The following is a 13021-nucleotide window of genomic DNA, read 5'->3' as shown; positions in this document are numbered from 1 at the left end:
AACGCTAAAATTATGAAAGTAATGTCTTTAAAATGGATAGTATTAATATTCCTAAATATGATAATATTTCAATCTTGTAATACTGATGAAGATACAGATATTATTGATACTGACTCTACCATTTCTGTATCCGACGATACAACTACCTTAATTACGGAATGGAACAATCTGTGGGTTTCTATAGATCAGTACACAGAGTATATGAGACCTAACAGTGTAACTAGAGCTTTGGCATATATTCACTTAACTGGTTATGAAACTGCAGTTCCGTTTATGAATAACTATTCTTCGAATACAGAAAGGTATTCTAATTTAAATATCAACTTTTCTAATTTAGAAGATAATATAAACTTAAACTTGGCTTTAAACGCTGCTTATGCAGAAGTTATAGATCATTTCATGATCAATCTTGAGTCTGGTATTAGGCAAAATATTTCTGACTTTAAAAACTCGAAGTCAGTAACATTAACAACAGGACTTTCATCTTCTGAAATAGAAAACTCCGAAAATTGGGGAAAATATGTAGCGAAACGTATTATTGATTTCAGTAAAAGTGATAGTGATGCTGAGTGGCAAATAGATAATCCAACTCCACAGAGTTATATAGCTCCAGTTGGTGTAGGCTTATGGGAAGCTAAAGAAAGTGAAGATGCTTGGTTTCCGTATTGGAGAAAAGTGAGAACTTTTGCTATTACTCCAGAAGAATCAAGTAGTGTAGCTTTTGATGATGTTTTACAATACAGTACCTCTACGTCAAGTGATTATTACCAACAAATGAATAATGTATATCAAACAACCATTACAGCTAATGCTGAAAACAATGAAGATTTATGGATTGCAGAATTTTGGGCAGATGATGTAGAAGGAATTATGATTAGTCCACCAGGAAGACAATTCTCAATTGCAAATCAATTAATAAAACAATATGATTTAAGTTACGATAAGGCACTGGAACTTTTATTAAGATTAGGCTTTTCAATAAATGATGCTGCTGTTTCAGCATGGGACGATAAATACACATACAATATCGAACGTCCTAGTAACTATATAACAAAATACATAGACGAGAGTTTTACAACAAATTTATCAAGATTTATACAGGAAGAAAATCCAGCTTTTCCAAGTTACCCATCTGGTCATGCGACATTTGCAGCTGCTGCAGCTGGAGTTTTTATAAACTTTTTTGGTACAGATAATATAAATTTTACTGATAATACATACACCAGTTTTGTAAATACATCATTTAATGGTTCTGCTAGAAGTTTTACTTCTTTTACCGAAATGGCGAGAGAAAACGCATACTCTCGCGTACCATTAGGGGTCCATATAGAACAAGATGCAATTGAAGGGTTGCGATTGGGATATGAAATTGCGGAAGCCGTAAATAACCTTAATTTACAGTAACGTGATTGATATCCTATTAGAGTAAATTTCTCTGAGATGAAGCTTTATTAATTTTATAGGTTAATAGTAGTTTGGTTTTCATCGCAATAAAGCTAGTCTCGGAGTATTTACATCTATGTTCAAGCTCATAATTATTGATAAAAAAGTCTCTCTAAAAAGATCATTAATAGATTCTTTAGAGAGATTTTCATTTTTAAAAAAATCTCATCTTGTAGTAAACGATATACGATACGCTACAATAACTTCTTATTTTTTTAACCCTAAAAACTACACAGCCATAACTAAAAAGAATACGTTCAAGGGTTATTCCTGAGTTAGTTCGTCTTTTAAATTTTACTTTTAAAACTAACTAATCTCATAATAAATTAAAACCAACGAAATAATGGAAAAACCTCAAAACGAAAAATCATCGTCATGTTGGAACTGTGACGGAGACATCGAAATTGTGACAAAACGTCTTGAAGAGATGTTTGTAGAAATGGGACAAAAAACAAGAATTGAAAGAGGACAAAAACCTGCTGAAAGAGCTGTATTCAGAAAACAACACGGAATAGCTTACGGTAACTTTGTTATTAATAAAGATATTGAAGATCGTTTTAAACTAGGTTTATTTGCTGGAGATTCTTATGAATGTGCTGTTCGTTTTTCTAGTGACACAGAACCTACTTCTCCTGATTTACATTCTACTCTTGGAATTGGACTTAAACTTTTTGGTGTAGATGGAGAAAATATTTTAGATGGCGGTACAAATGCCGATTTCATCATGCAAAATATCGATCGTTTTTTTGCTAGAGATGCACAACAAATGTGTAGTTTTACTACTGCTGGTGTTATCGATAGAGATTACGATTCTTACATAGCTAAACATCCTGAATTAGCAGCTATCTTAAAAGCTATGACTAAAGAGGAAGCTAGTGTACTAAGTGCTAGTTATTGGGCTATTTTACCTTTCAAATTAGGAGAAAATCAAATCGTAAAATATCGTTTAGTTCCAGAAAACACTTATGAAGGAGCTCCTTTTAATGAAAATGATTATTTAAAGATTGATCTTGAAAAACGTTTATTACAAGGTGATGCTACTTTCAGATTTGAAATTCAATTACGTACAAATCCTGAAACAATGCCTATTGACGATGCTCAAGTTGTATGGAGTACAGAAGAGAGTCCGTATATCTGTATCGCAAAATTACATTTACCTCAACAAAACGTAGCTGCAATCGGTCAAGCTGAATTTGGAAGTAATTTAGCTTTTAATATTTGGAGAACACTACCAGAACACGAACCATTAGGTTCAATTGCTCAAGTTAGAAAAGTTGTGTACGCTGCCAGCGCAGAGACCAGACACCAAGCTAACGGAGAATTATTAGAAGAACCCAAAAAGAGAAGTCCGCATTTCGAAGGAAATATCGATGAAAATGATGATTGTATTGTTACTGCAGGAATTTATCCTCCAATAGGAATTATGCGTGTTGGTAACAGTCAGAATGAATATTTCTTAGGTCCACTTGTTGACGAACCAATTGCTCAAGAAGATCCTTATGCTTACAGAGACGAAATCGGAGCTTTAAAAAGACAAGCTGCACAGTTTAGAATATACGGATTTAATGCAGCAGGAAAAGCTGTAAAAGAATTAACTGCTGAAAATGCAAACATTACTTGGCATTGTCATTTAGCAAATCAAAAAGCTTCTTGGTATCAATTTCAATTAGCTCTAGATATTCCTGAAGCTGCAGACGCTCCACCTTCATTTTTAAGAAATATTAATGTTCCAAATCGCGAATCATTATTAATCGATGGTAGTGCTCAATCTATTTCTGGTGTAGGTATTGAAGACGGACCAACTTTTGAAGGTGAGTTTTTAGATAAAAAAGTGTATTTAGGCGAAATGCGTACTGATGAAAAGGGAAGACTAATTATGTTAGGCGGACATGGAAAATCAGAAAATATAGATGGAGATATTGCTATTACTTTCGCCAATAATGAAGGTTGGTATGATGATACTTCAGACGGACCAGTAACTGCTGAAGTTGAATACAACGGAACTAAATTAAAAGTAGATCCTGCTTGGGTTGTATGTGCTCCGCCAGATTACGCACCAATGCAAAAATCTGTAAGAACAATGTGGGATTTAATGCGAAGTGTTGCTGTAAAATCTGGAATGTTAAATAGACCTCAACGCCCGTCGTTCACAAAAGATATTTTACCAATTTTTCAACGTATGACAGATTTACAATGGGTAAATGCTGGATTTGCTGGAGCTTTTGGTTGGGGAGGTCAGTTCAATTATACTTCAAAAGAATGGATTAAAAAATTAGGAAATCCTTCACCTGCTTTTCTTGAAATGAGAAGAACAATCTCTAATAACTTCAGAAGAATTGATGTAAAAGGTGCTGAAGCTCCACAATTATGGCCTTGGTTATATGGAGATGCTATTAGTATTCCTTCTACAGGATCAGTTCGTCAACATGCAACTTTATCAGAATTACAATTAGAATTTCTAGATCAATGGGTTACTGGAGATTTTGATGCTGATTATATGGATACAGAAGGTTGTCCGTTTCATGCTGAACCAAAGAAAATTGATGATTTACCAGTAGACGAACAACCAGATATGCTAACAAAAGCTGCAATGGATTTCTGTTTAGCTGATGCTTTTCATCCTGGTTGTGAAATGACTTGGCCAATGCGTTCTTCTGGAATGTATATGAGTGCTTTTAGAGTTAAACATGCAAAAGCAACTCCTCTTGTAAATAATATTTATTACGGACCAACAATGAATAGCGATACGTTAACTTTAGCAAAAGGACCTATTTTAGGTGGACAAGTAGCTGGTGGAATTACACGTTGGATGGCTATTCCTTGGCAAACTGATACGGCAAGTTGTAGAGATGGTTATACAACTACATACGATCCATATTTACCAACTTTCTGGCCAGCGAGAGTTCCTAATAATATTTTAAATGAAAAACGCTACGATCAAACTGTAGATTCGAATTTAGCAGAAGAAACAAGAATGGAAGCTTTTGCTGATAGAGCAGATTGGTTGAGTGATCTTCCTTTAGATGGTGCTTCACCAAACTACACGAATCAAATTAACAGTATGGTTAAGTATTTTGATAAATTAGCTGTAGTTCAAAAACGTCCTGGAGTATTAAATGATCCTAATTTCCCTAAAGAAATGCAAGTTGGTATCACTCCTACTCCAGCGCAAGAAGCTGCTTTATTAAAAGCAACATTAGAAGATTTAGCTGGAATTTTAGACGTAGGTACTTTAAATGATGAGACTAAAGAGATTTTAACTATTGCCGTAGATAAATTATCAGATAAGAATTTATTAAATGAAGAGTTATTATTAGAAAGTGCTCAAAATGAATTATTAACTTTAGTTGAAGATGAAATCACAAAAGATTTTGCACCAACAGCAAATGTTATTAATACAGTGAGTTTAATAGCTTCTAAGCTACATAATATCAGTAAAACAAAATCTCATCAATCGGCACCAGAGAAAAAGATTGAAGTTGGTATTCCAGAGAAAATGACACGATTCTCAAGGTTTATTCCGAAATAAAGAGAATAATATATGATATCAAATCATAATACAGAAATATTAATTTTAGGTGGCGGCATTGCTGGTTGTATTGCCGCCATTTCTTTAGCAGATACTTACAAAGTAACTCTAGTAGATAAATTAATTCAGCCTACAGAAAAAGTTGGTGAATCTTTAGCGCCCGCTACACATCGAATTTTAAATACACTCGGACTTACACTTACCGATAGTGAGTATAAAAATATTTTTATTAATAACCTCGGAATGCAATCGTACTGGGGAAGTGATCAAGTTCAAATAATAGATCATTTAAGAAATCCTGATGGAGCATCAAAAAGTGTAGATCGTAAAAAGTTGGCTTTGTACTTAAGAGAAAAAGCTATTGAAAAAGGCGTTGATTGTTTCTGGGGATTACGTTTTTTTAATAGTTCTTATCAAGATAATACATGGAATATAACTTGTAAATCTGATGATATAAAAAATCGTACTACGAAAGTTTTCTCTTCAAAGTTTGTTATAGATGCTACAGGAAGAGGAGCACATTTTGCGAAATCTCAAAATATTAAAAGAACAAAATACGATTCGTTAATTTCTTGTTGGCTAACAGTGCTTAACACCACACAAAATACGATGAGTACTATTTTACCAGATGAGTTTGGTTGGTGGTACACTGCGGTAATTCCCAACAACAAAAGAATTTTATCGTATCAAACTGATGCAGATATTATAGATAAAGGTATTTTTAAAAGTTTTAATTCGTTTTCAAAACTTATTCATCAAAATAATATTGTAAATCAATTTATCCAAGATCAAACTAATGCTATTGAATTTCATGGTGTTGTAAGTGCTAATTCTACTAAGTTAGATCAAGTTGTTGGTCAACAATGGTTAGCTTTAGGAGATGCTGCAATTAGTTTTGATCCTTTATCTTCTCAAGGAATGTTTAATGCTATGGCAACTGCTATGCAAGTAAGTGATATACTTAAAAAAGTAAATATTTCATCAAACCTAAATAAAGAAAAAACAGCTTATTTATCAAACAATTATTCCTCACAAATAGATTCAATCTGGAATCATTATCTGAAGCATAAAGATTTATTTTACAGTGCTGAAACTCGTTGGAAAACAGCAACTTTTTGGAAAAGAAGACAAGAAAGTGTATTCGTATCATAAAATCTACTATTTTTGCTGCCCTTTTTTTATCTTTAAATAAAAATTATGAATACACACGAAACTTATATGAGTGAAGCTGTAAAAGCAGCTTTAAAAGGAATGAGTAATAACGAAGGCGGACCTTTCGGTTGTATTATTGTAAAAGAAGGTGAAATTGTTGGACGTGGTAATAACAAAGTAACGTCTACTAACGATCCTACTGCACATGCAGAAGTTACTGCGATTAGAGATGCTTGTCAGAATTTAGGTACATTTCAATTAGATGGTTGTATAGTTTACACGTCTTGTGAACCTTGTCCGATGTGTTTAGGAGCAATCTATTGGGCACGTCCTGACAAAGTTTACTACGGAAGTAATCAAGTAGATGCTGCTAATATTGGGTTTGATGATGAATTCATCTACAAAGAAATTCCTTTGCCGTATGATAAAAGAAGTATTCCTTTTGAACAAGTAGGTAGAGATATTGCTCTAGAACCTTTTCAAAAATGGACAGAAAAAGACGATAAAATCGAATATTAATATGCAGAATCCTTATCTTAACGGTAGGGATTTTTTAATACCAAAAATTATGATTTTAGAAAACGAGCAACTACATATAGAACTTAAAACAGCTGGAGCAGAATTAACAAAAATCTATTCTAAAACAGCGCAACTCAATTACCTATGGAATGGTGATGCAAAATTCTGGAAACGTCACGCTCCTATTTTATTTCCTATAGTAGGAAAGCTAAAGGAACATGCGTATTATGTAGATAGTTATAAGTTCAATTTACCTCAACATGGTTTTGCTAGAGATTATGATTTTACTGTAGTTTCTTCAACTTCTAATTCCGTAACTTTTGAACTTAGCTTTTCTGAAAAAACATTGGAAATTTACCCATATAAATTCAAGCTAAGAGTTTCTTACACTTTAATAGAAAACACTATTAAAATTGAATATCAAGTAAACAATGAAGACGATAAAGCAATTTATTTTTCAATTGGTGCACATCCAGCGTTTAGTTGTCCGATAACTTCTGACGGAGCTTTTTCTGATTATTATGTGGAATTTGAAAAAAATGAACAACCAGAACAATACTTTCTGAATCAAGAAAATGGTTTACGTAAAGTGACTCCTTCAAAAAGATCTATTGGTAACAAATTAGATTTAAATTATGATCTTTTTGCAGATGATGCTTTAATTTTTAAGCATATTCAATCTAATAAAATCTCCTTAAAATCTATAAAACACAATCATGGTTTAGAATTTTTATCTTCTGATTGGGAATATTTTGCTTTTTGGACAAAAAAAGATGCGCCTTTTATTTGTTTTGAACCTTGGATGGGAGCTGCTGATCTTGAAACGACAGATCAAGATTTCACCACTAAAGATGGAATTATTGAATTAGTCAAAAACAATACGTTTACTCAAGAATATACTATTAGATTCTTTTAATAAATAACGTACTAAGTTTTATAAATAACGTTCTTTAATCACATTCAAGTGATGGTTTTGATGCCCAGCAATTAAAGCACCCAAAGCTCTAACAGATATTTTATTACCAGATCCTATACCTATTTTTAGTAAATCTTCTTGATTGAAACTTTTATACAGTTGAATTGTTCCTTTTCTTAACAGCTCTAATTCGTCTAAAAGCTCATTATAATCTCTTTGTTGTGCAGTTGAATTATCAACAAACATATCTTGATCAAAACCTGGTAAATCAGTTTTATCGTTTCTCGCAAAGCATAAAGCGCGGTAACAAAAAATTCTTTCAGAATCTATTAAATGTTGAATTACCTCTTTGATAGTCCATTTGCCTTCAGCGTAAGCGTAGTTTTCTTTTTCTGATATTATGTTTCTTAAAGTAGATTCAAAATCTTGTTGTACAAGTTCTAAATTCTCTTGAATAGATTTCTCTTCTGATAAACTTGTAATATATGGTTTAAAATACGGATTGTATTCGCTAGTTGGTATCATGAAATAAATAGATTGACTGAAAAACGAAATTAATCATTTTAAAATCAAAATCAATACACCAGATAAAGCTAGAAACAAACATAAAGGAGAAAAAAACTTCGTATCGTTAATACCAAACTTTGTTGATTTTATCTTTTTAAAGAAACCTACATATTTAAAATCACCAACGGCTCTAATGAAAAAAATAGAGGCAAAAATTATAATTCCGTACTCTTTTATAAATTCAGGTAAAAACTGAAAATCGTAGAAATTTGCTTCATGTAAGTATGTAATTGCAATCAACATTACAAAAACAGCAACTAAAAATGTTAAAAATGGAGGTGGGTTTAATACACTCTTTTTATTTGTTTGAGTTGGTATTACAGCGTCTACTGCGTAACGTCCACCAAAAGCCCAATACACATGAAAAATTGAAATGACAATTAATATTAATCCTGATAATATTCCTATAAAAAACATCATAATAATTTACTTTTAAACTTTCTTAATTCTTAGAAAATCAAATTTATACGTTAACTATTAATTAAAGCTTGATAAATATCAAGAAAGCGATTCGTTTAATTAATAGTTTAAGAATTATGTACATACTTCTTCAAAAAATAGCTTTGAAATTAGCTGTTTATAATATAAATTGTTTTGTATGGAAATTTCATTAAAACAGCTTAAAAAGAGTTATTTTCAAATAAATTAAGTGAAATTTAGTTAAATTAGTATAAGTTAAAATGTATGAACTTTATAGTTTTTAATGTATGTTTGTTATGACCCAAAGCTAAATATCCCTTATGATAACCTTACTTATAAATATTAAGGAATTAATACAAGTTAGAGAAAAAGGTGTTAAAAAGGTAGTTGGTAGTGATATGAAAAATTTACCGACAATAAAAAATGCCTTTTTAGCCATCGAGAATGAAAAAATTATCGATTATGGTGTAATGGAGAATATCCCCTCTTATTCTGCGGCTATTTTGGTTGATTGTACTGGGAAAATGGTTTTCCCTACATGGTGTGATAGTCATACACATATTGTATATGCAGGTACTAGAGAACAAGAATTTGTTGATCGTATTAACGGATTAACTTATGAAGAAATAGCAAAAAGAGGCGGCGGTATTTTAAATTCAGCAAAAAGATTAAAAGACAGTTCTGAAGATGAACTGTATGAATTAACAAAAGTACGTTTAGATGAAGTTATGCGCCTTGGAACTGGTGCAATAGAGATAAAATCAGGTTACGGACTAGCTACAGACGCAGAGTTGAAAATGTTGAGAGTAGTAAAACGTTTAAAGAAAGATTTTGATTTACCTATTAAGGCTACATTTTTAGGAGCACATGCTTTTCCTGAAGAATTTAAAGAGAATCAAGAAGCTTATGTTGATATTATCATCAATGAAATGCTTCCTAAAGTAGCTTCAGAAAATTTAGCTGAATTTATTGATGTATTCTGTGAAACAGGGTATTTTACTGTAGCACAAACTGAAAAAATTATAAAAGCCGGTAAAGCCTTAGGTTTACAACCTAAAGTTCATGTAAATCAATTTACAACTATTGGAGGTGTTGAAAAATGTGTGGACAATAATGCTTTGTCTGTAGATCATTTAGAAGTTTTAAATGAAAAAGATATAGCCGCTTTACAGAATTCAGATACAATGCCTGTTGCACTTCCTTCTTGCTCGTACTTTTTAAGTATTCCTTATACACCTGCAAGAACTATAATAGACAATAATTTACCGTTAGCTTTAGCTTCAGACTACAATCCTGGTTCTACTCCTTCTGGAAATATGAATTTTGTTGTAGCCACAGCTTGTATAAAAATGAAAATGACGCCAGAAGAAGCTATTAACGCAGCTACTATAAACGGAGCTTATGCAATGAATCTTTCTAATGAAGTAGGTTCGATAACACGTGGTAAAAAAGCAAATTTCTTTATTACTAAAGAGATTTCTTCATATAACTTTTTACCATACAACTTTGGAGCTAGCGTTATAGAATCTGTATATATAGACGGTAAACTTATATAATGATATTACAAACTTTTTCGCAGGATACAATTACCGAATTTGTTTCAGTTAGAACTGGAGAATCAAAATTAGGTGAACATGTACAAACAATTTCTAATCAGAAAGAAATTGAAGAAGAAATAAAAGTATCCTCTGCAAAATATATCATATTAGGAGTACCAGAAGATATTGGTGTTCAAATGAACTATGGTAATTCTGGTGCTCATACTGCTTTTATTCCTGCCTTAAAAGCATTATTAAACACACAACAAAATCAATTCATAAACGGAAAAGATATTCTTGTTTTAGGATATTTAGATTTTTTTGATGAGGTTTTAAATTTTAATCCTAACGACAGAGAAAAAGGAGATACTTTTTTAAAGAAATTAGATAGTGAATTATCTAAGTGGATTTCATTAATTGTTACCTCTGGTAAAACACCTATTGTTATTGGTGGTGGACATAATAATGCCTACGGAAACATTAAAGGACTTTCAGAAGCTGTAGATGATTCTATTAATGTGATTAATCTAGATGCACATACCGATCTTCGAAAGTTAGAAGAACGTCATAGCGGAAATGGTTTTTCTTATGCCTTACATCATAAATTTCTAGATAAATATTTCATGTTTGGCTTGCATGAAAACTATACTCCTCAATATATTTTTGATTTTATTCATGATAATATTAATCTTGAATATAATATGTTTGAAGAGATTGCTGTATACCAAACAACTTCGTTTGAAAACGAAATGCAAAGAGCTTTACAGTTTATATCTGATAAAAAATTCGGAATTGAAATTGATTTAGATTGTATTCAATATTTTCCTAGTAGTGCAATGACTCCGTCTGGATTTACTCCTGAACAAACAAGACGTGTTGTTCATTTCTTTGGAAAACATTCAAATGCTAATTATTTACATATTTGTGAAGGTGCACCTTCTATTTCAAATGAAGATTCTGCCACAAAACAAGTTGGGAAATTCATTAGTTATTTAATTACCGATTTTATTAAGGCAAATACGAATTGAAAAAGAAATCACTCTTATTATTCATCATTGTTCTAGCTCAGTTTTTTTGTACATCGCTATGGTTTGCTGGAAACGGAGTTTTAAATGATTTAATTCGTGTCTTTCATCTTGATCAGAATTCATTAGCATCTCTAACTTCTTCGGTACAATTTGGTTTTATTATTGGTACACTCGTTTTTGCTATCTTTAATATTGCTGATCGCTTTTCTCCTTCTAAAGTATTTTTTGGTAGTGCAGTACTTGCTTCAATATGTAATCTAGGAATTGTTATTTCTAATAATACAATTACATCATTATTAATATTCCGGTTTTTAATTGGTTTTTTCTTAGCTGGTATTTATCCTGTAGGAATGAAAATCGCTGCAGATCATTTTGATAAACAATTGGGAAAATCACTAGGTTTTTTAGTCGGCGCATTAGTTTTAGGAACTGCTTTACCACATTTACTAGCTGGTTTCTCTACATCATTCCCATGGAAATCTGTCATTTATTCTACTTCTGGTTTGGCTTTTTTTGGAGGAGTTGCAATTCTTTTATTTGTTCCTGACGGACCTTATAGAAAGAAAAGTTCTCGTTTACAATTAACAGCCATATTTGAAATCTTTAAGAATATAAAATTTCGTACTGCTGCTTTTGGGTATTTCGGTCATATGTGGGAATTATACACCTTTTGGGCTTTTGTTCCCGTTATTTTAGGTTTTTATTTGGATGCAAATCCAACTCCAAATTTCAATGTCTCTTTTTTATCTTTTAGTGTGATCGCTATTGGTAGTTTAGGATGCATTTTAGGTGGTTATCTGTCTTCTCGTTACCCAACAAAACAAATTGCCATGATAGCCTTAAGTATATCAGGAGTTTGTTGTCTTATATCTCCTTTCTTATACGAACTACATCCTGCAATATTTCTAACGCTTATAATTGTGTGGGGATTTACAGTAATTATGGATTCTCCTCTATTTTCTACGCTCGTTGCTAAAAGTGCCCCAGTAGAGATTAAAGGAAGTGCTCTTACTATTGTGAACTGTTTAGGATATTCGCTAACAATATTAAGTATTCAAACTATTTTCTTTTTAAACAGTTATTACAGTTTTGAATATCTACTAAGTATACTAGCTATTGGTCCTATTTTAGGTTTGATTGCGCTTCGTAAAAATAAATAACATACAGTTAATCAATCCAGTTTTTAAAGTCTTTTACACGTTCTCTACTCACAATAATTTCTTGTTCTGTAAAAGAATTTAACACTAATTTTAATCTAGCTGTTTTATATATACTTATATCTGATATGAAGTCTTTATGAACAATCCATGATCGACTAACTCTAAAAAACTTTTTAGAGTTTAACTCCTCTTGTAAATGTGTTAGTGAACTATGAATAATTCCTTTTGTTTGTATAGATTTTATATAAGTAACATTATCTTCACTATAAAACCCTATAATTTCCTCTTCATTAATAATCTTTATCTTTTTCCCGATCTTTATAGTAAAAGAAGTTTTAAACTTTTTTTCTTCTACATCTAAAAACAAATTTTTTAATGTTTTGTATTCATTCTCTATTTTCTGAATTGTATCAGCTTTTTTAATTGCGAGTTGAAGCTCTTCTTCTTTTATTGGTTTTAATAAATAAAAGATACTATTATATTCAAAAGCCTTAATGCTGTATTCACTATAAGCAGTAGTAAAAATAATTTTAGACTGGATATTGATTTCTTTAAAAATTTCAAAACATAGACCATCAGATAAATGGACATCTAAAAAAATTAAATCAGGGTGTTTATTTGCTTTCAACCAAGATACAGCTTGTTTAACAGAAACTAAATTCGCTTGAATTTCAAATTTATAATTAGAAAGCATTCGTTCGAGTCTTCTAGATGCTACTAATTCATCTTCAATTATAATTACTTTCATA

General features: G+C 31.5%; 11 protein-coding genes. 8 read left to right on the top strand and 3 right to left on the bottom strand.

Annotated elements, in window-relative coordinates; genetic code table 11:
- Positions 1 to 57: 57 nt before the first annotated feature.
- The 5 genes from Q1A15_RS06095 to Q1A15_RS06075 all read left to right on the top strand — a co-directional run bounded on the left by Q1A15_RS06095 (position 58) and on the right by Q1A15_RS06075 (position 7559).
- Positions 58 to 1404, top strand: a complete 1347-nt coding sequence (locus Q1A15_RS06095; RefSeq protein WP_299620406.1) for a vanadium-dependent haloperoxidase — start codon at positions 58 to 60, stop codon at positions 1402 to 1404.
- Between the two features lie 382 nt (positions 1405 to 1786).
- Positions 1787 to 4972 carry a LodA/GoxA family CTQ-dependent oxidase gene (locus tag Q1A15_RS06090; RefSeq protein ID WP_299620402.1) on the top strand — a complete coding sequence of 1062 codons (3186 nt, stop codon included), beginning with the start codon at positions 1787 to 1789 and terminating at the stop codon, positions 4970 to 4972.
- A gap of 12 nt (positions 4973 to 4984) precedes the next feature.
- Positions 4985 to 6124 carry a tryptophan 7-halogenase gene (locus Q1A15_RS06085; RefSeq protein WP_299620399.1) on the top strand — a complete coding sequence of 380 codons (1140 nt, stop codon included), beginning with the start codon at positions 4985 to 4987 and terminating at the stop codon, positions 6122 to 6124.
- 45 nt (positions 6125 to 6169) lie between these two features.
- Positions 6170 to 6643 (top strand): nucleoside deaminase, encoded by a 474-nt coding sequence (locus Q1A15_RS06080; protein WP_299620395.1) that lies wholly within the window; start codon positions 6170 to 6172, stop codon positions 6641 to 6643.
- Between the two features lie 49 nt (positions 6644 to 6692).
- On the top strand, positions 6693 to 7559 hold the full coding sequence (locus Q1A15_RS06075) for an aldose 1-epimerase family protein (protein WP_299620392.1): 867 nt from the start codon (positions 6693 to 6695) through the stop codon (positions 7557 to 7559).
- An 18-nt stretch (positions 7560 to 7577) separates the two neighbouring features.
- Here Q1A15_RS06075 and Q1A15_RS06070 read toward each other — a convergent pair whose 3' ends face one another.
- On the bottom strand, positions 7578 to 8084 hold the full coding sequence (locus Q1A15_RS06070) for a DinB family protein (protein WP_299620389.1): 507 nt from the start codon (positions 8082 to 8084) through the stop codon (positions 7578 to 7580).
- Positions 8085 to 8117: 33 nt separating this feature from the next.
- On the bottom strand, positions 8118 to 8546 hold the full coding sequence (locus Q1A15_RS06065; RefSeq protein WP_299620386.1) for a DUF3995 domain-containing protein: 429 nt from the start codon (positions 8544 to 8546) through the stop codon (positions 8118 to 8120).
- A 320-nt stretch (positions 8547 to 8866) separates the two neighbouring features.
- On the opposite strand from Q1A15_RS06065, the gene hutI reads away from it, so the two are divergent.
- Genes hutI through Q1A15_RS06050 form a run of 3 tightly spaced genes read left to right on the top strand, consistent with a single transcriptional unit; the run spans position 8867 to position 12272 of the window.
- Positions 8867 to 10102: an imidazolonepropionase gene (gene hutI / locus Q1A15_RS06060; protein ID WP_299620384.1), complete on the top strand. Its 1236-nt coding sequence runs from the start codon at positions 8867 to 8869 to the stop codon at positions 10100 to 10102.
- On the top strand, positions 10102 to 11112 hold the full coding sequence (locus tag Q1A15_RS06055; protein WP_299620381.1) for a formimidoylglutamase: 1011 nt from the start codon (positions 10102 to 10104) through the stop codon (positions 11110 to 11112). Before hutI ends, Q1A15_RS06055 begins: the two co-directional genes overlap by 1 nt.
- Complete coding sequence (locus Q1A15_RS06050; protein ID WP_299620378.1) at positions 11109 to 12272, top strand: MFS transporter; 1164 nt, start codon at positions 11109 to 11111, stop codon at positions 12270 to 12272. Before Q1A15_RS06055 ends, Q1A15_RS06050 begins: the two co-directional genes overlap by 4 nt.
- Positions 12273 to 12279: 7 nt before the next feature.
- Here the strand turns inward: Q1A15_RS06050 and Q1A15_RS06045 are convergent, their stop codons facing one another.
- Complete coding sequence (locus tag Q1A15_RS06045; RefSeq protein ID WP_299620376.1) at positions 12280 to 13020, bottom strand: LytTR family DNA-binding domain-containing protein; 741 nt, start codon at positions 13018 to 13020, stop codon at positions 12280 to 12282.
- Between the last annotated feature and the right edge of the window lies 1 nt (position 13021).

This window comes from uncultured Tenacibaculum sp. (assembly GCF_947495995.1).
Classification (GTDB): domain Bacteria; phylum Bacteroidota; class Bacteroidia; order Flavobacteriales; family Flavobacteriaceae; genus Polaribacter.
This window is presented reverse-complemented; position numbering and strand designations above follow the sequence as displayed.